General features: G+C 56.8%; 22 protein-coding genes. 4 read left to right on the top strand and 18 right to left on the bottom strand.

Annotated elements, in window-relative coordinates:
• Positions 1–11 precede the first annotated feature (11 nt).
• The 8 genes from NHH03_RS01170 to NHH03_RS01135 all read right to left on the bottom strand — a co-directional run bounded on the left by NHH03_RS01170 (position 12) and on the right by NHH03_RS01135 (position 8,903).
• Positions 12–1,520: a cytochrome c3 family protein gene (locus NHH03_RS01170; RefSeq protein WP_253153857.1), complete on the bottom strand. Its 1,509-nt coding sequence runs from the start codon at positions 1,518–1,520 to the stop codon at positions 12–14.
• A 621-nt stretch (positions 1,521–2,141) separates the two neighbouring features.
• Complete coding sequence (locus NHH03_RS01165) at positions 2,142–2,366, bottom strand: hypothetical protein (RefSeq protein ID WP_253153856.1); 225 nt, start codon at positions 2,364–2,366, stop codon at positions 2,142–2,144.
• 9 nt (positions 2,367–2,375) lie between these two features.
• On the bottom strand, positions 2,376–3,557 hold the full coding sequence (locus NHH03_RS01160) for a Na/Pi symporter (RefSeq protein ID WP_253153854.1): 1,182 nt from the start codon (positions 3,555–3,557) through the stop codon (positions 2,376–2,378).
• Between the two features lie 188 nt (positions 3,558–3,745).
• Entirely contained in the window at positions 3,746–4,879 is a 1,134-nt protein-coding gene (locus NHH03_RS01155) for a hypothetical protein (RefSeq protein ID WP_253153852.1), read from the bottom strand.
• On the bottom strand, positions 4,876–6,162 hold the full coding sequence (locus tag NHH03_RS01150) for a hypothetical protein (RefSeq protein WP_253153850.1): 1,287 nt from the start codon (positions 6,160–6,162) through the stop codon (positions 4,876–4,878). The genes NHH03_RS01155 and NHH03_RS01150 overlap by 4 nt, the downstream gene beginning before the upstream one ends.
• Positions 6,086–7,312, bottom strand: coding sequence for a multiheme c-type cytochrome (locus tag NHH03_RS28080; RefSeq protein ID WP_253153848.1), 1,227 nt, complete (start codon positions 7,310–7,312; stop codon positions 6,086–6,088). The genes NHH03_RS01150 and NHH03_RS28080 overlap by 77 nt, the downstream gene beginning before the upstream one ends.
• A 47-nt stretch (positions 7,313–7,359) precedes the next feature.
• Positions 7,360–7,770, bottom strand: a complete 411-nt coding sequence (locus tag NHH03_RS01140) for a hypothetical protein (protein WP_253153846.1) — start codon at positions 7,768–7,770, stop codon at positions 7,360–7,362.
• Positions 7,771–7,835: 65 nt separating this feature from the next.
• Positions 7,836–8,903 carry a DUF1559 family PulG-like putative transporter gene (locus tag NHH03_RS01135; protein WP_253153845.1) on the bottom strand — a complete coding sequence of 356 codons (1,068 nt, stop codon included), beginning with the start codon at positions 8,901–8,903 and terminating at the stop codon, positions 7,836–7,838.
• 482 nt (positions 8,904–9,385) lie between these two features.
• Between NHH03_RS01135 and NHH03_RS01130 the strand changes: the two genes are divergently transcribed.
• The 3 genes from NHH03_RS01130 to NHH03_RS01120 all read left to right on the top strand — a co-directional run bounded on the left by NHH03_RS01130 (position 9,386) and on the right by NHH03_RS01120 (position 11,850).
• Positions 9,386–10,138 carry an SDR family NAD(P)-dependent oxidoreductase gene (locus NHH03_RS01130; protein WP_253153843.1) on the top strand — a complete coding sequence of 251 codons (753 nt, stop codon included), beginning with the start codon at positions 9,386–9,388 and terminating at the stop codon, positions 10,136–10,138.
• Positions 10,139–10,212: 74 nt separating this feature from the next.
• A complete protein-coding gene (locus tag NHH03_RS01125; RefSeq protein ID WP_253153842.1) occupies positions 10,213–11,196 on the top strand; it encodes a phosphatidate cytidylyltransferase in 984 nt (327 codons plus the stop codon).
• A 3-nt stretch (positions 11,197–11,199) separates the two neighbouring features.
• On the top strand, positions 11,200–11,850 hold the full coding sequence (locus NHH03_RS01120) for a lysophospholipid acyltransferase family protein (protein WP_253153840.1): 651 nt from the start codon (positions 11,200–11,202) through the stop codon (positions 11,848–11,850).
• Between the two features lie 176 nt (positions 11,851–12,026).
• Here the strand turns inward: NHH03_RS01120 and NHH03_RS01115 are convergent, their stop codons facing one another.
• From NHH03_RS01115 to NHH03_RS01085, 7 genes are all read right to left on the bottom strand, one after another.
• Positions 12,027–12,494 carry a DUF420 domain-containing protein gene (locus NHH03_RS01115; RefSeq protein WP_253153839.1) on the bottom strand — a complete coding sequence of 156 codons (468 nt, stop codon included), beginning with the start codon at positions 12,492–12,494 and terminating at the stop codon, positions 12,027–12,029.
• Positions 12,494–13,168: an SCO family protein gene (locus NHH03_RS01110; RefSeq protein ID WP_253153837.1), complete on the bottom strand. Its 675-nt coding sequence runs from the start codon at positions 13,166–13,168 to the stop codon at positions 12,494–12,496. The genes NHH03_RS01115 and NHH03_RS01110 overlap by 1 nt, the downstream gene beginning before the upstream one ends.
• Positions 13,169–13,171: 3 nt before the next feature.
• Entirely contained in the window at positions 13,172–14,257 is a 1,086-nt protein-coding gene (locus NHH03_RS01105) for a protoheme IX farnesyltransferase (protein ID WP_253153836.1), read from the bottom strand.
• 1 nt (position 14,258) lies between these two features.
• On the bottom strand, positions 14,259–15,308 hold the full coding sequence (locus tag NHH03_RS01100) for a COX15/CtaA family protein (protein ID WP_253153834.1): 1,050 nt from the start codon (positions 15,306–15,308) through the stop codon (positions 14,259–14,261).
• Positions 15,305–15,484: a hypothetical protein gene (locus tag NHH03_RS01095; protein WP_253153832.1), complete on the bottom strand. Its 180-nt coding sequence runs from the start codon at positions 15,482–15,484 to the stop codon at positions 15,305–15,307. The genes NHH03_RS01100 and NHH03_RS01095 overlap by 4 nt, the downstream gene beginning before the upstream one ends.
• Complete coding sequence (locus NHH03_RS01090) at positions 15,481–16,722, bottom strand: cytochrome c (RefSeq protein ID WP_253153830.1); 1,242 nt, start codon at positions 16,720–16,722, stop codon at positions 15,481–15,483. The genes NHH03_RS01095 and NHH03_RS01090 overlap by 4 nt, the downstream gene beginning before the upstream one ends.
• Positions 16,723–16,956: 234 nt before the next feature.
• On the bottom strand, positions 16,957–17,751 hold the full coding sequence (locus tag NHH03_RS01085) for a methylamine utilization protein (protein ID WP_253153829.1): 795 nt from the start codon (positions 17,749–17,751) through the stop codon (positions 16,957–16,959).
• A gap of 760 nt (positions 17,752–18,511) precedes the next feature.
• Between NHH03_RS01085 and purD the strand changes: the two genes are divergently transcribed.
• The gene (gene purD / locus NHH03_RS01080) at positions 18,512–19,801 is read left to right on the top strand and encodes a phosphoribosylamine--glycine ligase (RefSeq protein WP_253153828.1); all 1,290 of its coding nucleotides are present in this window, start codon (positions 18,512–18,514) and stop codon (positions 19,799–19,801) included.
• An 88-nt stretch (positions 19,802–19,889) separates the two neighbouring features.
• On the opposite strand, the gene NHH03_RS01075 is transcribed toward purD, so the two are convergent.
• The 3 genes from NHH03_RS01075 to NHH03_RS01065 are packed head-to-tail and all read right to left on the bottom strand — an operon-like array spanning position 19,890 to position 24,468.
• Positions 19,890–20,930 (bottom strand): hypothetical protein, encoded by a 1,041-nt coding sequence (locus tag NHH03_RS01075; RefSeq protein ID WP_253153827.1) that lies wholly within the window; start codon positions 20,928–20,930, stop codon positions 19,890–19,892.
• Entirely contained in the window at positions 20,927–22,945 is a 2,019-nt protein-coding gene (locus NHH03_RS01070) for a hypothetical protein (protein ID WP_253153826.1), read from the bottom strand. Before NHH03_RS01070 ends, NHH03_RS01075 begins: the two co-directional genes overlap by 4 nt.
• Complete coding sequence (locus NHH03_RS01065) at positions 22,942–24,468, bottom strand: MotA/TolQ/ExbB proton channel family protein (RefSeq protein WP_253153824.1); 1,527 nt, start codon at positions 24,466–24,468, stop codon at positions 22,942–22,944. The genes NHH03_RS01070 and NHH03_RS01065 overlap by 4 nt, the downstream gene beginning before the upstream one ends.
• Positions 24,469–24,950 lie beyond the last annotated feature (482 nt).

Raw genomic sequence — 24,950 nt, 5'->3', positions numbered from 1 at the left:
TGATGCAGCCCTCATTGCCGCGTCGTCAAACGCCTCGCAATCGTCTGAAACCGTGCCGCTGCGACCGGGTCGACCGAGGCATACAGTCGCGCCAGTGACTGATAGGGTTGTGGATAGGCGGCGTCCAATTCAATCGATCGCAGCAAGGCCGATTCCGCATCTGCGAGTCGCCCTTGCTTTGCATAGCAGAGTGCCAAATTGTACCAATCCGGCGCAGCGCGGCGGATTTGTGTCAGTTCCTCGTAGGACTTGATCGCACCAACATAATCCTCTTTGACCATCTGCTGGTCGGCTAACGTTTCTAGTGCCGATTGATGCGGCGTGTCCGGTTGATCATCGATCTGTAGCGCTGCCTGGGCATCTCGCATCGCCAATGTGTGATAGGCGTCGGCCTGATCCCTCGACGCCGCATTGCCTGTCAATACTTCGGCCCGGTAGCGAGAAATTCGCGCCAGCAGGGCGAACGATTCGGCATCCGCATTTTCGACGGCGGATTGCCGCAGCGGATCGGTTTGCAGTGACAATAGCTCTTGATGCTTCCCGCCCAACGTCTGCTGAATCGCCCAGTAGCCCCGCGCGATCATCGCCCGTCGATCGCGCTGGTCGCTCTGCAGCACATCCGTTGACGGCGTGACCCAACGCAGCGCCATCTCCGCCGGAACCGTTGCCTGGTCCACCGCATCGGTTTGGTGAACCGCGATCCGATGGTTGGTGGTGCTGGTATGCGGAATCTCAGTCTCCGAGCGTGGCATGTGACAGGCCGTGCAGTCGTTCTGATTGGTCTCGACGCGGACCGCCAATGCCTTGGAACACCCGTCATCTGAATGACATTGGTTGCAGATTTCTCGGTAGACCGCCCGTAATTCTTGCGGCGCTGTTTCCCGGTGTGGGTCATGACAGGTCGTACAGGTCAGCGTTTCACTGCCGAGATAACAATCGCTCTGCCACATCTGATCAAAATGATTGGAGAACCTTTTTTCAGTCGCTTTATCTCCTGTGGCCTTGTAGGACGATCGAAGATCCGACAGATCTTGTCCCGGACGAAAATCCCAGGCGTCCTTGCCGAGGGCATAGGCAACCACATCGCCGTCCAAATGACACTGGGCACAAATGGACTCGCGTTCGCGGCGATTCAAACTTGCCGGATTGACGATCAGCGAATCCGCCGGTGGCGACTGTCGAGCGTCCGGACCGAGTGATTGGTATAGCTCGCTATGCGCCGCCCCGGCGCCGTGGCAACGCTCACAACCAATCGCCAACTCGTGAATCATCGGCTTGTTTGGATTGTGGTCCGGGGTCGAAACGATGCCGGCGTGACAGACCAGACAATTGTCTTCGATCACGCGGTTGCAACCGCGATGCGTGGTTTCGTCATATCCCGGCGCGATCGCATAGCCGTCTTTGGCCGTGTACCAGGTCACCGGCGATTGCAGCAGGTAGTCTCCGTCACGCAACAAATAGCCTTTGGCAAACGCACCGCTGCCGATGACATACTCGACCGGATGCTTCGCGACAGGCATTCGCTGATCCGTTTCCGGCGAACTGCCAAAATAAACTTCTTCCTGATGAACCAACCTGTCACCGGATTTTTGAACCCGATAGGTTCGCTGGCTGGGTTGATGATGAAACGCCAAACCAGTCGGCTCCCCCGCCACATCAGGTCGGCTGAGTGATCGGCTATGATGCGTCAGCAAATAGCTTTCGTGTCGCGATTGATGACAACCGGCGCAGACAGCCGTGCCGACATAACCCGCCGGAAGGCGCTCTGTAGATGCTTCGCCGGGGTCAACTAGATCAGACGACACTTGCTGCGGCGCGGTAGGAGGATCAGGAGATTGGAAGCATCCAACCGATGCCAAACAAACCCACATCCAGAGTGTCGAATTCCTCATGACGAAAATTCAGGTATGCCGCAACGAGACAGCCAACGCGATGGCGACAGGCACTTTTTCGGCTTACCACAAACACCATCAACCGTCGCGGCAGCCGGGGACGTTGCCCCGTTATACCACAGCCCCCAGATGCTCGCCGACACATCGATCCTCGCAAGCGGCTGGTATTTCCCCGCAGCTGGGTTTTCGGCGAGTGGACCTTGTTAAAGATCCACCACGGCTCACCCGAGGAATGGCTGACATGAACTACTAGTGCTTGCTGCGGTATTGTTCGACCAGATAGCTGATGAAATCTCGGATCGACCCCAACGACAATTCAGCATTCTTGAAATGTTCTTCCAGATGATCCAATTCGGCATCCTGCGCCGCAGCTTCACGACGTCCCAGCTCCGATTTCAGCTCACCCAGCGTGCCTTCGGTTTCAGCAACCAAATGCCGAATTTTTTCTAAAGATAGACGTTGTAGTTCTGACATTCTGGCACCTTAAACCAAGCTTGTAACACCAAGGCACACGCCTGGAACAATGAAGAAAACGCCCAAGATATAGGCCAAGGCGACCAACTTGTTTTTGGAAGCCGTTTCCCCCAACCACTCAGCCGCCTGAACGGGCAGGTAGCGTAGGAACGGCAATCCATAGATCACCAGGACACCCAACACGTTATAGGTCAAATGGATGAATGCGATCTGCAATGCGGCGGCGGTATTGCCCGTCACCGCGGTCGCCGCCAACAACGCGGTGATACAGGTCCCAATGTTCGCGCCCAATGTGAACGGATAGATCTCTTTCAACCCAAACGTTCCCGATCCCGCCAACGGCACCATTAGCGACGTCGTGGTGGAGGAAGACTGAACGAGGACGGTAACAAGCGTGCCGGAGACAATCCCAGAGAGCGGGCCCTTACCAATCGCAGTGTGCATGATTTCTTTGGCACGCCCGACCATCAACCTCTTTAGCAGTTTGCCGACATAGTGGATCGACAAAAAGATCAGCACGATTCCGACGAGAATCAATAGCGATCCACCGACCACATGCCCAAACCCCTCAACCATGTGTTTGAATGAGTTGACGACCGGTGCCGTCGATGCTTTGACAAAATTCAGCCCATTCATGGATGCGTTCTCGACCACGAATAGCCCTGCCAAAAAGCTGCCAATCTTCTCCAATAACCCGAATGCCATCTCCAGCGGCAAAAAGATCACCACCGACAGCAGGTTGAAAAAATCGTGTACTGTCGCTGCCGAAAACGCACGTGCGAACTCCTTTTTTTCACGCACGTGCCCGAGCGACACAATCGTATTGGTGATTGAGGTCCCGATGTTCGCACCCATCACCATCGGAACGGCGACTGACACCGGCAATCCGCCGGCCACCAATCCGACGATGATCGACGTCACCGTGGATGACGACTGGATCAATGCGGTTGCGACCGTACCGACGACTAACCCCGCAAAGGGATTCGTCGCAAACGCAAACATCTCTTTCGCTTGATCCCCGGTCGCGGATTTGAAACCCGAACCGATCAATCCAACTGCGCAGATCAACAAATAAATCAGCCCGGCAACCATCAACCACTGCGTCAACTGCTTTCGGTCAGCAGTCGCGAACGGTGTGCTCGGTGAATGTTCCTTCGGCAACGCTTCGGCAGAACGCGATTCAACATGCATCGGATTGATTCAACCAGAGAAATGACATCGGTCAGCCGATATCGGTTTGCGATTCAGATTTGAAAGTTTCAGGCTTGGTCACCGTCGCCATCGGGCGTCATTCATTAAACCCAAGGCCACTCACTTTGAGATGCCCTGTTCAGACAATTCACAAAAGCTTCACCTACCGGCATGAGTGGCCGCGAATGTCACCGCCGGGGAATCAAAAAGCAACTGAAATGATCGCGTGCAAGAGTCGTCAACATCGCCCCCGTGGATTCACCCAACGACGGATCCATCTCCGACGCGATTGCCGCATGCTTGGCGGCCAGCGACGACTTTTGGTGGTCGCGATAACACTTGGCAAGCAACTGGTGGTGCTGGGCCGTGGGCGCCACAGTCACCAACGATTGATATGCCTGTTCCTCCTGACGACGCCGATCCAATCGCCGGGCGGCATAGGCGACGCCTTTCCAGCCGCTTGCGATAGCACTGCGATTCTTCCCGGACTCGGTTTGCGCACTCCAAAAATCGATCGATCGTTGATAGGCATCCATACTCTCCTGAGCCTGTCCCAATCGCTGATAGCACAGCCCTGCATAATCCAGGCTGATCGGGTGAAATGATTCGCCAGTCATCAACGGTCGGATCAATCGCAACGCCTGTTCGTTTTGGTCCAGGTGGATCAGTGCTGCGATGCGACCACCGAGTTGCCCCAACGATGGATCGGGACCAAGCGGACGCGCAACCTGATGCCGCAGCTTCTGTTCCCAATCCCCCATCTGCTGCCCCAGACGCTCTAGCGGCACTCCATCGACCTGCAATCGTGGACGCAATTGTTGCAGACAACGAATTTGGTGATTGGCGCGTGCCACGCGCTGATCTTGTAATGACTGTTGAAGCGTCAACTGCATCCCACGCGTGATCGAGTCGCAATACACGGCGGGAATCACGGATGCAAACCCCAGCACAATGGCAAACGTCAACCACCCAGGAAACAGATTCGGCGACGTCTGTGGGTCAACTAGCCAAGCCGTTGATAGACGTTGGACCTTGGTACCGACAAGCAATAAACCCGATAGCGCCACGCAGGTTGAGATCGCCACCCGTCCGAGCGCCGCACTGACCGGGCCAACACTGGTCATCGGCAACAAATTGCCAAGCAACTCCGTCAGTGAGAGCGACACGATAGCCAGGCCGATCGCCAACATCAATCTGGTGGTGCGCTGTACCGGTGGCAACTGCGTCTGTAACCAAACCGCCAGTGGCACTGCGCATATCAATCCGCATCCAAAGACATCCCAGCGACCGAAAGCATTGAGACAACTGAGTGCTTCATTCATCCGGTGGTTACCCCCAACGGTGGCGTGGGTGCCGGCTTTCGTGATTTCCAAATCATGCCGTCAAAGCAGTAATGCCAAAACGCGACGATCAGATTGATGGTCACCCAGATTTCGAAAAAGCCTCGTGACAGCAGGTAATTGCCGACTCCGATCACCACCACAAACAGAACTAGAAACAGCATCCACGTCCGTGCCAGGCGACTGAATACCGTTTGTTTCGTCAGATTCTTTTTCCGCTGTGCCGACCACGTCACAATCGACATGTATTCCAAGGAATGAAACACAGCCGACGCCAACGCCAACTGAATCACCAACTGGCTGCGTTCAAAGTGGGCGGCCATCAACATCGCGGTGAACAGCGTCAACATGCTGGTCAAATAGCACAGTCCCCCCAGCGCGGTCGTAATACTGCGACGACACCGAATCAGTTCAACCCCCAACAGACAGACCGGTACCGTCAACGCGACCCAATCGAGTCCGACGACACGCTCACTGCCGGCGAACGGCCCCTCGCTCCATCCCCACCCGGCGACTCGAGCGATCACGTACAACAAAAATCCACGGAAAAACAGCTTTTCTAACCTCGGGCCCCAGACCCTGGTTCCCGTCGCGCCGCCCGTTGTCTCTGGGGCCGGTCCCGCGGGTTTTGTTTTTCGTTGATAGATGCGAAAGATCCCATGATGCTGGGAAGCAAAATGCCAAGCGTTCCACACGTAATCGATCACTCCCAAACACAACAGCGTTCCCGTGCCCCAACGCAGCGTTAAACAACCGACCGCAATCGCAATCGCCACCATGGCAAACAGGGCCCGTCGGTCACCTGTTTGCTGATGATCGAATGCAACTAAAATCAACGTGATCCAGCGATGGGGTGCAGTGATGAAATAGATCTGCCAAAAAATCAAACTCTCGTGAGTCGAAACACCGCCCATCACATCGATCAATAACAACAGTGGCCAATACAAGTTGGCTACAAAAACCAAATCGATCAACGGCGAAAAGAGAAAGGCTCGACTGGAACGGTTTGTCTCCGCGCGATCTGCTGGTACCGGTTGACGTTCGCAGTCGAAACTTGATCGTCGGCCAGTGCCCGATTTGGAAAATCGGATCCGATTGCCCGGCAGCGTCGACACAGGGCAACTGCGCATCACCAACCCACTGCGTGAAACAATCGTTGGTAAATCGATTGCCGGATAGCGGACAGATTTAGCGGTCGACTGCATCGCTTGCGGTTTTTTTGGGGGAACGTGAATCGTCATCGGGTAAACGGATCCAATGATCATGAAAGGCAATCCCGGCGGTCCATTGTGTTTTCGGCATATGGCACTCGATACAGTCGCCACGCAGTGGTTGGGGGCAACTGCGCTGGGTGGTTTCACTGTGACAGGACTGGCACTTTGACACATAAAATGCACGATCATGCGAAACGGTGTCGTGAGGATCGTGACAGGTCGAACACGTCATCGACTGGCCGGATTTCAGGTAACAGGCGCTTCGTTTAAGACCATAGGGCTGAAACCGAGCCAACTCGTGTGGCAATGCATCGGCCGCAACCGAGCTTTCATCGCGATGGCAACCGCTGCAGATATTCATGTAGACGTCGGGATCGTCCAGTGAAATCAACGGTTTGGCGAGTTCGGCCTGTCCACGGTGCGCCAGATCGACATGCTTTTTTCGTGGGCCATGGCAACGCTCACAGCCAACGTTTTCGACCACCAATGCGTCCAGAAACGGTAACTCCGGCGGCGCGCTAACCGTTGCATGACAACCGATACAGGAGCGGATATCCGCGCTGTCCATCGGGCGACCAAAACATTCGACCGACCGGTTTCGAAACTGCTGGTAACGCGTCTGATCGGGCGTGACCCCCAACCCGTTTTGGCCGGCCAAAAACGACCAACGCAGTTCGATGCCACGCTGCGTTTGCAGATCGACCGTGACAGGGGTCTGCGCGTGTGTGCCGGATCCCAACAACCAAGTGACCGGCACTTTGATCGACTGCGCACCCGGCGAGACATCTTGAACGGTGAATTGCCCCTCGTTCATTTCAAACTGGAACGTTTGCGAACGCAGCGGATCAGCGTAGGTACCGAGTTCGATCAATTGTTTTGCCAATGCCGAATCGGCCATCTTGATCGCGGTGTGTGAATGACCGGATCGTTGATGTGCCTGGCTTTCACTGGGATGGCACTGCACACAGGCATCGTCACCGGCGAAGTTTGCCGCAATCATTTTTTCCCAGGCGCTGACGCGGGCAGCAACCGACGGGGGAAGCGCATCAGCGTTCAAACGCGTGGAAGCTGCTGGACGGATTTCCCGTGCAGTCGCAGCGCCACTGGTCGACGGAAATTCGTGTTCCATGCAGAAATAGAAAAAGATCACGCCGCCGACCAGAACCATGGCTCCGATCGACAGCGTGAAACGTAAAGTCACCGACGGCTTCAATTCAGTTTCTCCATAGGAAACCACTTGATGGTGGTTTAACCCAACGGTGCGTCTTTGATTTTCCAGTTGTCGTCGACCAACTGCAAAGTCCAGGTTTGTTGGGAATCCTTGATCCCCGTCGATGCACGAGAGTGTCCGTCACCCGCAGCCGAATCAACCACACCGCCAAAGATCTTGACGGTCACCGAAGCGCTGTCACCTTCGATCGACGGCTGGCCGGTCACTTGGTAACCACGAGCGCTGTAGTCTTTGCGATTCTTGGGTTCTGCACCGGGCACAAAAGCCGATGCAAACATCTTCTCATCACTGGCCAAGTCACCCAGGCCTTCGACACGTGCATAGGCGTCTTGCTCTAGCGTGGCCGTTTGCGGTTCATAGGAACTGCAACCGGATACCGCAATCAACAAACTGACAACCAACGTCGTCGTAAAATTCTTTGAGTTCATCTTTTGACTTTCTAACAAACAGACTTTCATAGGGTGGAGGAGGGGGAAATCAAGCGACTGCCGACCTATTCTTCGTTCGGCAACACTTCGTTGTTTTGCACGGTATTCATTGGCCGCCAAATCTTGAGATTGTCGATCGATTCAGTGACAAAGCGCACCGAACCGTCGGCCATCAACGCGTTGACACCGCCGCTGTGGTAACTACGCGATGCGGCGTAGACATCCGCCGTGTCACGTTCTTCCAGACAGGCGATATTGGGACGCACTTCATCGCCGATGGTTTCATCGCAGGCGGCCAGCGTGTCCTTCTCCCGAGAATTAGGATTCAAAAACGCGGTAAAAATGGTCGCTCCCATCGCCGGTGACATCCAAACGCCGCGGATGTCCGTTCGCTGATCCGATCCGCCGGAGGCGGAACTGATGACTTCGGCCAAGGCAACGGTGTTACTCAAGCCATCGGTGAAATCATTCGCACCACGACCGTTGCGGTTTTGGTAGCGATCGCCGGCGATTCCATTATTGATGATTTTGTCTTGATGAACGTAGTAGGTACCGAACGCTCCACGTGTTTTGGGGTCTTCCCAGGACAGCATGTTTCCAGAACCCCAACTCGCCGCGTAATTGTTGCCTTTGGCTAACGACTCGAGCCCATAGCTGCCATCGGTGAATTGAACGTTGTCGGTGATGGCTGACGGGCAGTGCGAGAACGCCGGCAACTGGTCACGACCAAAGTTGTCATTCGAATCCATGTATTCGCAGTGGTCACAAGGGTTTGCTGTATGCCCCGATTGGTCGGCGTCACAACGTTCGACTTTGTCCCACAAACCCTCTTGCTCGATGTAGGGAAACAGCATCGGCAACCAGTGCCAGCCCAGTTCGTTTTGACCGTGCTGCCAGCCACCGGTTTTGAAGCGGTTGCCATTTTCGTCATAGTTGACGTTTCCAGGTGGGAAAGCGCGAAACACACTCATGTGATTGTGTAACGCTAGTCCCAGTTGTTTCATGTTGTTCTGGCATTGCATCCGCCGCGCCGCTTCACGGGCCGACTGAACGGCGGGCAGTAACAGCCCGACCAGAATTCCGATGATCGCGATCACGACCAATAACTCAACCAGTGTAAAACCAGACTTCACGTTTGGTTGGTCAGCACGTCGTTGTGGAATGTTGTTGTCCACGTAGTGGGTTCCTAGTTTTTAAGGAAGGTTTGAACTGCTTTTTTGTTTACAAGGAACTGATCGAGTCACTGTGGGAGCCAACAAGCTGTAGGAGCTAACAAATTGGCCGCCAGTAAGACCCAACCGGTCATCTGATGGGCGGGGATTAGAACCAGCGATGATGAGAACGGAGTGATCGATTGATGCAGAAACGATGAAGGCCGCCGAGTGACGCTTGCCCGCCAACCCAGCGTTTCCGATTGCCACTGTCATTGCGTTCAACGGGAACTGCATCCCCATTAGTGAAAGCTGAGCCGAACAAAGTTTTTGGAATTTCAAAAACCGCGCCCGCTATCAGGTGGCACCGTGTTTCTGTGTCGAATTTTTTGGCGTGTACAATCGGGCCCGGTAGGCTCCGTTAGTGAGACGACATTTGCCCCCTTTTCTCGAGAGATTCCCTGATGCCGGATGCAGTTCGCCCAGTCGCTTTAGTCACCGGATCCGCAACCGGCGTCGGTCGTGCTTGCATCCTTCAATTCGCGCGCCGCGGATACGATGTCGTCGTCAACTACTCACGCAGCGAAGCCGATGCGTTGCAGACCGCAGCGGAGGCCGAAGCACTGGGGTCCAAGGTGCTGGTGATTTGCTGCGATGTATCCGACGACACCCGTGTCCGCGAGATGATTGCTGAGATCGACGACCAGTTCGGCCGACTAGACGTGCTTGTCAACAACGCTGCGACGACCTCATTCATTGAGCACCGCGACTTGGAATCACTGACCGAAGCGATGTGGGATCGGATGCTGGCCGTCAACTTAAAGGGAGCCTTCTTTGTCACCCGCGCCGCGGCGACTCTGCTGCGCGCCAGCGGCGCCGGAAGCGTGATCAACATCAGCTCCGTTGCCGGAATCACCGGAAACGGTTCGTCGATCGCGTACTGCACCACCAAAGCCGGGCTCAACACGATGACTAAATCCTTGGCACGGGTGCTGGCGCCCGAGGTGCGTGTCAATGCGGTCTGTCCGGGCCCGATCGACAGTCGTTGGATCCGTCAGGCGGACACCGATTGGGACTTGGAAGAAATGGTCGCCGACTACCCAATCCCCAAAGCATCGCAACCCGACGACATCGCTGACGCTGTGTTATTCTTTGCCACGGGAACTTCGATGGCGACCGGCCAAATACTCAGCATCGACGGCGGCCAAACCCTGTAGAACCGTTTCATTCTTCGCATCGGCCCCCATGGATGTCACCGTCGGTCGAGTTCATCGTTCAAAGAGGCACTGCGGTGAGCGACGTTTTCCTATCCCTGTCGGGCCCGATTCACCAAACGTTCCTAGGCGTCGCGATCGCATTGCTGTCGGCCAACGTGGTGCTATTTTTTCGCCGCCGCATGAGCGGAAAGCGGGGCGATCCCAAAGTCGCACAGCGGATTCGAACCTGGTGGATCACCTTGGCCATCTTTGTGGTCATGCTGAGTGTTTCCCAGACAACCGCGGTTGCGTTCTTCGCCTTCGTCAGCTTTATCGCGTTCAAAGAATTCTTGTCGCTGATCCCGACGCGACGTGCAGATCACCGCGTGCTGTTCTGGGCCTACCTGGCGATCCCGCTGCAATACCTGTGCGTCGGCACACATTGGTTCGGAATGTTTGTGATCTTCATTCCCGTCTACATGTTCATGTGGCTGCCAACACGAATGGTTCTGATCGGCGAAACCAAAGGCTTCTTGCGAGCGATCGGCACGGTCCAGTGGGGGCTGATGACCACGGTGTTCAGTCTCTCTCACGCGGCAATGCTGCTGGCGATCACGCCCGTCACAACGGCACGTGTGGCAGCCAACTGGCCGACCGATCTGTCAAAGGAATCCTGTGGTGCAGCACTGCTGGTCTTTTTGGTCGTGTTGACGCAATTCAATGATGCCGCGCAATTCTGTTGGGGAAAATCAATCGGCAAAACGCCGTTGCTGCCCAAGGTCAGTCCCAGCAAAACGGTCGGTGGTTTGGTCGGCGGGATCATTTCGACGGTGATCTTGTCCGGCTTGGTCGGACCCTGGCTAACGTTGATGGATCTGCCGCGGTCGTTGTTGGCCGGACTGATCATCGGTCTCGCCGGATTCGCCGGCGACATTTCGATTGCCGCGTTCAAACGAGATTTGGGGGTGGACGAAAATGCCGGATCACTGCCCGGACATGCAACCACCTTGGACCGTGTCGACAGCTTGACCTACACCGCGCCTCTGTTTTTTCATTTCATCTATTACTGTTACGGTTGATCGATGATTCATGCACTGCGCTATTTGTATTTTCTGGTGATCGTTCGACCGGTGATTTTGATCGTCATCGGATTGAATGTGCGTCGTCCCAATCGATTGCCCAAACAAGGCCCCGCGGTTGTCATTGCCAACCACAACAGCCATTTGGACACGATGGTATTGATGACGCTCTTGGGGATGAATCGATTAAAGGATGTTCATCCGGTCGCCGCAGCGGACCACTTTTTACGAAACCCACTGATGGCCTGGTTTTCCACCAAAATCATCGGCATCATTCCGTTGGACCGCGAGGTCAAAGGGGCGCGTCGCGATCCGTTGGCGGGAATTTGCGAAGCGTTGCGACAAGACAAAATCCTGATCCTGTTCCCCGAAGGCAGTCGCGGCTCGCCTGAGCAACGGGACGAATTCAAAACCGGAATCGCCCACATCGCCAAACGTTTTCCAGAAATCGGATTCACGCCCGTCTTCATGCATGGCCTGGGCCGTTCACTACCCAAAGGCGAAGGAATTCTGGTGCCGTTTTTTTGCGACGTCTCGGTCGGCCAACCGATTCACTGGACCGGCAAAAAAGACAGCTTCATGCAACAGATTCACGAGACGATGAACCGGTTGGAATCCGAACTGAACATCCCTCGCTGGGAAGCCACCCCCTAGCTTCCCCGCGGACGCATGGTGTATTCCCAGGTTCCCTGCAATGCCCGAAAGGCCGTTTGAAAGTGCGTTTTCAGGGGAAACGCATGGGCCTGAGTTTTGAAGTTGCGCTAAACTGCATTCCCAATTCAAATGGATCGGCAAATTGCGACTTCGCTCTCGTCACTCTCCCTTAAGAATTAGGCTGCCGGATACAACTGATACAGCATCAAGTACACCAGCACACCGGTGACCGACACGTACATCCAGATCGGGAATGCGTAGCGCACTAAGCGTTTGTGGGCGACGATGCGGCCTTTCATCGCCAGATAGACCGCACGCAATGCGAGCACTGGCACTGTGATGGCCAGCAACAGGTGAGTGCCCAGGATGGCGTAGTAGGTGTAGCGAGCGGCCAACGGTGCGATCGCGGTGTCGGTGGGAAAGCGTTTGTTGGGCGCGCCGGTGGTCTGGTAAAGCGCGACCTTGTGCAACAGATAGAGCGCCAAAAACACGGCACTGATCCCGAGTGCGGTGAGCATCAATTTTTTGTGCACCCGCGCCTTGCCCTGGCGGATTTTAATCAACCCTGCGGCCAACACCCCCGCCGCCAGCGCATTGAGTAGCGCCGTGCAGTGCGGAAGATTATCCGCCAGGATTTGCCACATCAGTGATCCCCCAGTTGTTTTTCAATTGCTTCTTCAAGCTTCTTGAATTGTTTTTCGTTCGGCCATTCATAAAAGCCTTCGATCTTGCCATCGACATCGACCAGGGCAAACTTTTCGGTATGAAATTGCTTGTCGACCGGTTGCTGAAAAATTTCGGCACCGATGCGACGGGTGTACAACAGATCGCCGGTCAAAAACAACCACTGGTCTTCGTCAGCACCAAAACGAGCGGCGTATTCACGCATCCGCTGGGGAGTGTCATTTTCGGGATCCACCGAAATCGCGATGAACTTCACGGCCTGCCCGGCAAACTTGTCTTGCAGTTCCTTCAGCTTCTGGTTTTGCTGGACACAAATACTGGGACAGCGGGTGAAGAAAAAGCTAACGACATAGGGAGCGCCCAATAAGTCTTCGCTGTTGACCAACTTGCCACTTCGCTCGGTCAACTCGAACCGACTAAGCCAAGCTTCGTCTTCCGGCGGGTGAGCGACTTCATCGTTGGCGATCTGGGACGCGTCCACCAACGGTTTTTCACCGGGAGCGACGTCCGGTGTGTGGACGATGTCGTCCGGGCCTGGACCGGCTGGTTCGGGAATGCTGCGTATCGATCGACCGATCAGACCCAATACGGCTCCCACGGCAAGGATTGCAATCAGATTAGTCGCAGTTCTCATGACTCACCAAAACACACGAATCGTGACGACTGCCAACACAGCCGGCAAAACCAATAACGAAGAACGCAGCAGCCGACGTGCCGTCAAATCATCGCGTTTCACTGCGAATCGAATGGACGCTTTTAACATCGGCAAGGTGGCTGCCAAGACGGCGACGCTACCGACGATGGCCGCGGTGGTTCCCGGCGACAGGAAACAGAGCCCGACCCCACAAGCGATCACGGCGATCGAGCCGACGATGCTTTGGATGGCCGCCGACACACCGGTCGGTTCCACCGTGGTCGACATGCAAAAACCAGCTTCGTCGTATTGCCGTCGGTACAACCAGGCGATCGCCATGAAGTGCGGATATTGCCACGCGGCCAGCACGCCGAACAACAACCAACCCGTCGGGCTTTGCAGCGATCCGCCCAGCGCCGTGTATCCGATCAGCATCGGTAAGGCGCCGGCAATCGCGCCCACGGTGGTGTTCCAGGAGGTGCGAGTTTTCATCGGCGTGTAGACGAACACGTACAACACCCAAGTCGCCAACCCGACCAGCGCTGGTGTGACCCCAAAACGCATTCCCAACAAAGCCAACCCCAGCGTGCCCATCGAACAGGTGAATGCAGTGGCCAGTCCGGTCGACATCCGCCCCGATGGCAGCGGTCGAATCGCAGTCCGCGGCATGCGGCGATCGATCACCCGTTCCCAAATCTGGTTCGCCCCGCCTGCGCTGCCGGCGACCATTCCTGTCCCCAACAACAACAACGTCATCATCTCCAGCGACACCGCACCGCCGGCTGCGATGATCGCGGTGGAAACGGTGGTGACCAAAATCATGACCACAATGCGTGGCTTGGTCAGCTGAACCAAATCCGATAGCACAACGCTCCAACTGGCCTGTGCCAATGCCGCCTGCGAACCGCTGGCCTGCGAACCGGGAATCTCAGTCGTCGGTGATAATTCAACCATGGGGTCGCGATCCGAATGCAACGTGGACAATTCTTTTTCCGGGTCCAAGACCGCCACGTTGGAACAGGAATCAAACGCCCGGGGCGGCAGGGTTGCCTGCCGCGAGGCTGCGGTGTCGAGAACGTTGGAAGACATTTTAATTTGATTCGTGGGCGACTAGATACTTTTGACGCAGGGTCTGGACCAAGACCACTGCGCTGGTCGCCAAAATCAACGACCCTACGGCGACATGCGCCGTCACGATGATTGAATCGAGAAATCCTTTGCTGCGAACGAGGAATCCTTCGCCAAAGGGCAGAAAATCCAAGACGCTCGGCCAACCATAATTGACGATCCAACTCCCCGTGCCGAGCAGGATCTGCGTGCCTACAAACAATATCAGCCAACCGGCCGGCCTGGACAGCGTCAAATCGCCGCAGCGACGTACCAAAACAAACAAAATCGGCGTCAGCAGCCATAACACGCACGCTGTGACAATGTGGACCGCGACAATCAGCGTGAATGTCCGCGGCGTGGTTGCCGGCTGGACGTGCCGCAGTTGGGCCCCCAACACCAGTTGCAAATAGCTTAACAGCACCGGCAAAACCGCCACCACGACCACCCAATTGGCCAGTGGTTTCGGCGTCGCTGATACCGCCCGCCGTCGCTGCCACCACGTTCGACTGGTCACCACTGCGGCGATACAGCACAGGGCAAACACGAGCGGACCAAAACAGCCGTGAATCATGGCAAACGTCCGATCACCCAACAACACCCGAATCCCACCAAGCACGCCTTGCGAAATCACGGCCAACAAGATCCCGACGGTCAACCATCGCACCCAGCGACGACTGCGCTCGACCACCGCTGCGACCACCATTCCGATCGCCACCAACCCCACCACCGCGCCCAATAATCGGTGGCCGTGTTCGATGAACAAATCAAACGGTCCATACAGCCATGTCGACAACGGATACAGAAACAGGTTGTAACCGTAGGTGCCCGGCCAATCGGGAACCGCCATCCCCGCGTCATAGGTTGTCACCAACCCGCCCACCCAGATCAGCGGCCACACCAGCAACACCGACAACAACGACAAACGGTGCAGCCAGCGCGAATCCGCCGCAGGGCCGCCGGACGGTGGGGCAGCGTCGCCAGCGGTTTGCAAGTCGTCAGCTGACGTCTCGGTTGGTGGGGTCTGGTTCATCGCTGCCTATGCCGAAAGGCGTGAATCCGTTCGCCGATCACGCCACCAGCCAACGCCCCGCCGGCGCCAAAAATGGCACCCGGCAACACGCCTCTCTGGCCGGCCAACCACATGACCAGGATTCCCAGGACCAGTCCCAGGACAGCGCCGATGCTGCGAAAGCTCTCACGACTCATTGTTCGACTTGGTCCTCGGAGAGTGAATGAACCCCTGAGAGTGAATGAAGATAGTGGACCAAATCCCAGACCTGGGCTTGGCTCAATCCGGTTGCCGTGGCCTGTTGGGCAATGATTTGGCTTGGCATCGGCGTCCCGGCGATGCCACCGACAATTCGGCGATAGAGTGTGTCTCCATCCCCACCGCCGCGATACACGCCGTCAGAGAGTTTGCGAGGATGGATTTGGCGTGGACGCAGCGCACCGGCCTGGCGGAATGGTTTGACCGCTTCGCGATCGCTGGGTGTGATCGCCAATCGAGTGGTGAATTCTTTAGTCCAATCGTCATAGTCCAACGTCGCGACTTCCGCGTTGCCACCGGGACCATGGCATCCCACACAGTTTGCGATTTGGCCATGGAACAATTCCCGACCTCGACGAACAGATTCCGCATCGTCAGGCGTTTCGGCGGGCACCTCGATCACCTCTGCGGTGGCATCGACCCATTCGCCACAGATTTGATCGAGTAGTTGGCGGGCTACCTGCATGGCATCACTCGACTCTGCCGGGCTGTCCCCAGTGGGATCCAATAACGTCGTCAGACTGGCCTCGGGATCGGGACGCTCGATTTCGTATCCCAACGTATCGACAGCCTGACTGATCAGCCCCCGTTCAAATTCGCCCCGTACGGACAGGTAGATCACGTAGTCCACCAGTGCCTGTAAATCTTCGGTCGACAAACTCGCAAACGAGGGCATCCCGGTTCCGGGCACACCGTGTTGCAAAATAGTCGTCAAATCATGACGCGTCGGTTTGCTCGAGCGATGGGTGGATTTCCACTTAAAGACCCCGGCGCGAAAGTCACGGGGATAGGGATTCTGCAACAACGACGCCGGCCCATCGCCGCCACCGGCGACGCCGTGGCAGGTCACGCAGTGCTCGTTGAACAATCCAAAATGCCGGTTCTGTTGGTCGCTGTAAACGCGGCCGGCCGCACGCATCAAGTGATCGGGATCGACCAACTGCTTGGCCGCCGCGCCGGACATTTGATCGACAGGCCAACGGGGCCGGATCGGTGTGCCGAACCAAGCCTCCACCACCGCCGCGCTGTCTTGGGCAGCGACTTCGGTGGGGACATGGCGACTGGTGGCGACGACCAGCGCATGCAACTGATTCGCCGGGTATTGTTCCACCGGCACATCACAGCCGCAGAAAGCGGCCAGGGCGAAAATCGGCAACAGAAAACGAGCGCGTCTCATAAGCCGTAGCCTACCCGAATCACTCGTTCTGGACCAACCGAATGAATTGTCGCAGCAATGGGATTACAGCGGCGAAATTACCGGTTTTATTGACGTCGCGGTTTGCGCGAGGCATTTGGTTTTTGGTAACCCGACGTCAAAATTCACTCCGCGGGCCACACCAAGACTCCGGCCGTGGCTGGGCTCTGTGAGCCCAGTTTCGTGGCGGCGATTAGCCGCATGGCCCAATGCGGCTTATTCGAACGCAGCGGCGGGAACTTCGATCGTTCCCATATCGTTCATGCCGGGTTTGATTTCGACCTCAAACTTGCTGGCACGCCAGGAGGCCGATTTGCCGTCGACGATCACGTCGGTCAACGAACCCTTTTCGTGATTGGCGCGGAAAATGATTTCCTTTCCGACTGGCAAACCGGTGATTTCCAGCACACCGTCTTTGTCGCTTGACGCGGCAAAGGGGTGATCCACGACCAACAACCGAGCCTGCATCCAGTTATGGATGTTGCAGGAAACGGGAATCACCGACGGCTCGGTGTCTTCCAGTTTGATGTCAACTTCGGCACCGGCCGGAATGGTCGGATTTTCGCTGATGTTGAAGCCCTGGAAGTTGGCGTTGTGACCGACCTTGTCGGGGTTGGTGACTTTGATCGTGTCGCCTTTCTTGGCCAGCACGACGTGTGGCTCAAATCGGCAATCTTCGTTGGCCAAAACGTGCGTCTTGGGCTCCAGTTTCATCTCTGGCAAATCGGTGCCGCGGCGACCGGTGTAGACATAGACGATGACATCGCGAATGCCGTTGTTTTCCGGGTTAACGACCAAACTCTCATTGAAAATTTTCTTTTGGCCACAAAACGCCTGGTCGACGTTGGGCACGATCGCAGCCGGTGCTTCGGCGGCGCCCTTGTATTTGAACGTCATCCGCAGCGTGCCGGTTTCCTGTGCCATCGCCGGCGACAAGCCTAGGGATAATCCGACGACGATGCCTGCGGTCACACACACAAGCCGAGAGGCTGAAAATACGATTTGGTTCACACCGAAACTCCAAAGGTAGGGATTGCCAACGACACGTCGACCTCGATTGGGGATCCGTAACCGGCTTCCGAGGTAGCGATTGAAACTGTCGCGTCGCGCACAGGCATAGAATAATCCAAGACGACGAATGAAAAAGGCGGTGGCCGAAAACAGAGTGGGGATCTCAGTCGGCCACCGCCTTCTCAAAAACAAGTCGGTAGGGGATTCGCGTCGCCATGGGGGGGTGGGATGGAATCTGGCGACAGAATGACGTTTCCCGGCGGGACTGCGGGAATTATACGACGCATCGCCGGAATGTCCACCGCTAATGATCGATAAAGTCCACCCAGCTTCCGCCATGCAACGGCGAACGAACTGCCCCGCTAGGCATCCGACGCGAGAGTTTTGCAGTGGCGTTTTTCTCGATTCACTCTCCCGACCCGCGGGAGAGTTCGGACGACTAAGCGGCCGGAGAGGGTTCTCGGGCGCGCCCCTCTCCGGCCCTGAGAGGCCGACTCTCCCCAGGGAGAGTGAAGAGAACGAAGTCGCGATTTGCCGATCCATTTGGGTTGAATCGCCAGCTGAGCGCAATTTAAAAATTCACGCGTCGCGCTTGTGATAAAAGTGCAACTTCCACACTGACGCGTCGGGCTGCAATGAAAATCGCAAGGGCAAAACTCTCGCGTCGGCTGATGCTGTGGCCTGCCAACATCGTCGGCCAGCAATTACATTGCCAGCGTTAGAGTCAGAACTCAACTCAGTTTTTCCAGCGGTAGCAGCGATGAAGGTATTGGTGGTTGGTGGCGGCGGACGTGAGCACGCCTTGGCTTGGAAACTCGGACAAAGCCCCAAAGTCTCACAAGTCTTCGTTGCTCCCGGGAACGCTGGAACCGCTACCGAAGCGACCAACGTCGACATCGCGGCAACCGATGTCGATGGCATCGTCGCATTCGCCAAACAAAACGAAATCGAATTGACCGTCGTCGGCCCCGAAGCGCCGTTGGTCGCCGGCATGGTCGACGCTCTGGAAGCTGCCGGCCTGCGTGTCTTTGGCCCCTCGGCCGCCGCCGCCGAACTCGAAGGCAGCAAGGTGTTTTGCAAAAACCTATTGCACACCGCTGACATCCCGACCGCGGACTACCGAACGTTCCGCAACGCCGACGATGCGTCACGTTTCATCAAAGACAAATACAGCGATCCCAATGACGCTGTCCCAGTGGTCGTCAAAGCCGACGGGCTGGCCGCCGGCAAGGGCGTGATCGTCTGTGAAACACGCAGCGATGCGTTGCAGGCGATCGATCGCATCGCCGGCCAAAAGGAGTTCGGTGCCGCCGGCAATGAATTGATCATCGAAGAACGATTGACCGGACAAGAAGCCAGTGTGCTGGCGATCACCGACGGCGAAACCATCATCTCGCTGCCCGCCGCGCAAGACCACAAACCGGCTTTTGATGGCGATAAAGGTCCAAACACCGGCGGCATGGGCGCCTACTGCCCCACGCCCATCGTTGATGAAGCGATGTTCGAAAAAATCGAATCCGACGTGCTGGTCCCTGTCGTGCACGCCATGAAGCGAGCTCGCAAACCGTTCAAAGGGGTGCTGTATGCCGGCCTGATGCTGACACCAGCCGGCCCCAAGGTGTTGGAGTTCAACGTGCGGTTCGGCGACCCAGAATGCCAACCCCTGTTGATGCGATTGAAAACCGATTTGGTCGATGTCCTGATCGCCGCGGCCGACGGAAAACTCAGCGAGATCGAACCGCTGGAGTGGGATGAACGCCCCAGCATTTGTGTGGTCATGGCGAGCGAAGGCTACCCGGGTGACTATGAAACCGGTCGCGAAATCAGCGGGCTCGCTGCCGCCGCGGAAGTCGAAGACGTCAAAGTCTTCCACGCCGGAACCGCGCTGGTCGACGGCAAAGTGGTCAACACCGGCGGACGAGTGTTAGGGGTGACCGCCATCGGCAACTCCATCAGCGCGGCCAAACTCAACGCCTACACCGCGGTCCAAAAAATTCGCTGGGCCGGAGCCTGGTGCCGCAAAGACATCAGCGACAAAGCGTTGCGATAACCAGTAGGCCAGGTGAAACCTGGCGCAGACCAGTAGGCCAGGTGCAACCTGGCGCATTGAATCCCGCCAGGTTTCACCTGGCCTACTACTACTGGGCGACGGATTTGGATCCGCCACCGGCAAAGTTCACATAGACCGGGCTGCCAGCGGAGATCGGTCGGGCAGCCGTCGGATAGCCTTTGGCATAGATCTTTTCTTTCAACTTGCGAAACGCACCGTAGCTGTCCGGATAGACCGCCACGGTCACGGTGGTTGTCCCCGTGGGAAAACCGGACAGTTCGACGTCCAACCAATCGTCATTGGCCAGCACTTGCTCGATCGGCACCCCGTGCGGTTCCTGCAGCGGTTCGAATGACGCGATCATCACCCGCGCCCGGGTCATTCGTGCGATCTTATTGCCTTGCGGGACCAGTTGGTTTTCTCGATTCATCACGTAGCGGGCGACATAGCCGCGGACGGGGCCGACCGCCGCGTCACTGACCCCTTCCCGACCACCGCTGGCGGTGCGATGGAAATCCCGCTCGATTTCATCCGCCAGGGCTTCGAAAGGAATCACCGACACGCGATTCTCCTTCAAACGCAAATACAGTTCTTCGCCAAACACCGTCTTGGCCATCGGCGTCGGCAGGTGCGAAACGGCGATCACTTTGGGAGATTGGTTTTGCAGTTGCTCGCGCGTCCCGGAAAGATCGGCAATCTTGTCTTTTAATGCTGACACTTCAGCGTCACGCTGCGATGCGGCACGACGTTGGTCATCCAATTTGGATTGTTCTTCTTGCCAGGCCGCTTCGGCTTGTTCCAACAGCGTCAGCATGACCGTCCGCCGCTCGGATTGTTGATCGATTTTTGCGTCCAGCACTTTGACCGTGCGTTCCAATCGTATCGAGTCGGATTGCGCCGATGCCGCGTGAGCCGCCATCAGTGCTAAACCCTGCATGTCTTTATCGCCGGCGGCACGCAAATTCGGATCCGTTGATTCGACCGGCGATTGTTGAACTTGCTGAATGACCGCGTGCGACTGGGCGCCCAGAACGACGACCAAGATGATCAGGATTCCGACCAGGTTGGCAACAATGTCCAAGAACGCATCGTGACCGACCGACACTCCGTCTCCGTGACGTTTACTCATTGAACTGCTCCTGGTTCAGCGGTACCGGCTTGCCGATAGGCCGCCCGCTCGATCGGAATGCCACTGCCGTTCATCAGTTGTCCCAATTGTCTGTAACGCGCTTCGCCACCGCTCATCACATGCACTTGCAAGCGAGGTGACCAACGACCGCCCGGAATGGCCGCGCCCCAGCGATCGATGCGATCACGGATTTCGGTGGCCATCAACACCGTCGCCGACTCCACTCCGGTTGGCTGTACATGGAACGTTTGCGCGGCGCGGCCACCGGCACTGGGCCGCAACACGAAACGATCCGGATAGACTTCGACGTTCAACGAACGCACGATGTCATTGCCTTGTGCCATGGCGACGTGACTGGGCAACGCCCAACTGGCTCCTTCTCGGCGAACCATTTGTTTAGTGTTGTTGGCGGGCTGTTGTTGATCACTCGATGATGAACTCGTCGATTGATTGGACCCGCTTTGTGCCTGTGCCCCTGCCGGTGGACGCTGGGATGTCTTGGGCTGGTTCATCGCCTGGGTACGTGGCGTCACGCCGGCGCTTGGGCCGACGCCGGCGGGTGCACCGTCGATCGGTTTTGCAGCTTGAGAGTTTGCCTGCCGCGACCAACCTTGGTCTGAATTGCCAACCGCCATCGCCAATGCGTCTTGGGCGGTTGATCCGCTGGTCGAATCGGCATTTGCCGCGTCGAATTCGGATTCCTGTTGGCGGCCATCCGGCGAACCTTGATCACCTGTTTGTCCCAACAGCTGCTGGGCGGCTTGGCCCAAGGACTGTTCCCCGTCACCATCAGCCAGCAACGATGCGGACTCTTCCAATTGGCGTTCCAAACGACGCTTGGCAGCTTCGGCCGTGACCGGTTGATCGCTGCCATAACTGCCGCTCCCACCGCCGCCATAGGTTGGCAGTGGCAGGGTACGGTGGTCGTTGTAGCCGCTCCGTCGGCCTTCGCGATCCATCTGAGAAACAGACAACCGCGGCATGTTGCCACCGGAATTCGAACCCGACGGATCGGCAGAAGCCACGCCGGATCCAGCCCCGCTAGCGTAAGGTGAACCGCTGGTCTGGGCCGAACCGGGGCGCCCGGTCCCGCGTCCATAACTGCGTTGCACGATCGCTTGGGCTTGGACACGCTTGGCGGCCTGGGCCACTGCATACTCGATCCGCTTGCGCATTTCCGGATCCGGTTTGGGATACGCCAACGCGACTTCGTCGGGAACCAGTTCGTAACCGAATTGGTCATCCCAGTCCAACATGGCGGCGCGAGCGGCAAAGTAGCTGTCGACGCCATCGGGCCGAACCACCAACATCGGATACGGTGGCACTTGGTCGCCGTATTCCTGCATGGCGTGATACCGTGCGGCGCGGAGCGCATCGTCTAGTGGATTGGCATCGCGTGAGGAATGCTCCAATTGCCAGGTACTAATCTCAACCCCTTCCGGCCAGATCGTGACGCCTTTTCGAGTGCATTCCAAATAGATCGGACGGCGTGTGGTTCCGTTGGGTCCTTGATGTGGCACGATCACGATGCGCGGCCGTTCCGACGAGACTTCGTCGCGCAGCTTTTCGACTTGGCGTTGTTCAGCGATCAATCGCTGTCGCAGCGCTGCGATTTCATCGGCCGACACGGTTTGCATCGGCTGGTCGGATAGCGCGCGTTGCATCGCATCGCCGATCTGTTGCAACCGCTCGCGAATTCGCCGCATGTGGTCGTCCAGGTGCGCCAGTTGATTCCGTCGATCTTCTAGATCGCTGGTCTGTGCATCGCGGAATGAGACCAATTCGTCCAAGCGAAACTGTTCTTCCTCGATCAGTTCCTTGACTTGGCCGACGGTCAAATGGTTCTCCATTTCAGACGCTTTTTCAGCGGCCTGTTCGGCGATTTGTTCGGCCGCATCGTTTGTGTTCTGAGCCACCAAGGCCAACAACAAAATCAACGTCCCCAGCGTACAGACCAACACGGCTAAGAACGGAAACAGAGTCGGCGACAGTGTCTGGCGTCGACGTCCGCTCATGCAGCACGCCTCTGGTTATCAGTCGCTGCGGTTTTAGCCACCACCATCTCACGTGTCAAAACATCGACCGCTCGGGCTAACACGATCATCGCATCCGCCATCCCATTTCCGGCCGCAGCACCGATGTTTGCGTCGATGCTACGATTGGCTTGATCCAATTTTTCTAGGTTGGCGTTCAAGGTCTGCTGCATCTGCAACAACGCATGCGCTTGCTCGCCCACCATCACGGTTTGATCAATTTGGTCCAACACCGTCTCTTGATGTTTGGTCATCGCATCGGCGCCCTCGATCATCGTTTGTTGCCAAGCGGACAATTGTGTTTGCCACTGATTGAATTGGCCCGCCAACTGAGCTTGGTTTCGCTCGGTCGCCGATTCCAATCGCCCCGCATGGTCTCGCAGCGCCGGCACCAACGTTTCTTCGACCGCCGTCACAATGCTCTTTGCCTGGACGTTGTGCGCCTGTTGCCAATACCCTTGGGCTTCGTCAATCGTCACTCGCCACAACACCGTCTGGTTGCTCAGCGATTCCGCAACCGCAGCGCGAACGCCTTCGCACAAACTGGCCAGCAATTCGAACTGATTGTCAGCCGCATCGTCTCCGGGCAAATACAAACCGGTCAGATAGCTAGCGCGGTGGTCAATCGCCGCCAACAAATCCTGCTCGCTCTTTTCGACCGGGAACTGTAAAAAGATTGCCACGATCGATAGCACCAAACCCAATGCGGTGGTGTCAAAAGCGACGTACAGCCCGCTTTTCAAGTTGTCGACCGCCGCGTTGCCATTGGAAAAATCTAATCCGCCTAGCGTTTGTGTGATTCCGATCACGGTTCCCAAGAACCCCAACATCGGAATCGCCCAAACGATGATTCGGATCAGCGTGAACGAACCGTGCGCGACGTCTGCATCACGCCCCGACAATTCACGCAAGTCATCGGCCAAGTGTTTGGTCGTTCCACGGCCCGACTGACGTGTCAAAACCTCGCGCAGACGGCCGACCATTTGCGATCGATTCAGCCCCCGCGGTAGCTGTAGCAAATCATTTGCCCAGGCGCGAGCGACAAATCCAGCATCATGTTGATTGTGAAATTGATCCGACGGCGAATCACTACCAGCACGGGGCGCCAACACGTCCTCATCCGTCGCAGCCAACAGCTTCCATTGCCGGCGCACGCTGAAGAATTTTTCGGTCAAAATCGCAAGCGCGACACAAAACAAAACGGTGGCAGCGACCGCGACAGGGTGCCCTAAGAAATAACGCTCAAGCGGCGCCCATTGGGTTGCAAAAACAACGCCATAAAAGCCTGCCGACAAGGCTACGCCGCCGATGATGACCAGCAATCCACCACCACTCTTGGTAGCGGTCGGCCGGCTGCTTGACAGCGGCGAAGGAGACGTGCCAGTCCCTCGCGATTTGCTAGCGGACGTCGTTTTTTTGCCAGCAAGCGAATTCTGGCCTGCGGCAAACGAATCGGCAGTGTCAGAATCGAGTTTGCCAGCGTTTTGCGGATCTAACTTGCTCACGCGTCAGCGTCCTTGCCGTGCGGCATCAAAGAATCAAAATTCGGGGACAGCATAATCCCTGTCACCCCATCGACCTTCCTCTCCCGCTATCTTTACCGGATCCGCATTTTTTAACACAACCGCATTGTCAGCCGCCAAAGCGGGGGGCAATTGTTTTCAGGTTGTACGCAATCCTCCACAGGCCGGACTAATCCTCCGCAGGCCGGAGGCCGACAGATCCACTGCCGTGGCCGTCAGGCCACGGAAAACCAACTCTTTCCAACAACAGCCCAGCGGGCGACACAAGCAAACGTGCCGCCCTGCGGGCTCACTTCAACACGCTCAAAACAATCCGGTTGCTGACGCAACCGGCAAACGATATTTCGGCCTCCGGCCTAGTCCAAACGCCCCCGTCCGCGACATCGCAATCCTCCGCAGACCGGACTAATCCTCCACAGACCGGACCAATCCTCCGCAGGCCGGAGGCCGACAGATCCACTGCC

Source organism: Stieleria tagensis, assembly GCF_024129865.1.
GTDB classification, from domain to species: Bacteria; Planctomycetota; Planctomycetia; order Pirellulales; family Pirellulaceae; genus Stieleria; species Stieleria tagensis.
Note: the sequence above shows the minus strand (reverse complement) of the source record. Positions and strands in the feature narration are given on the sequence as shown.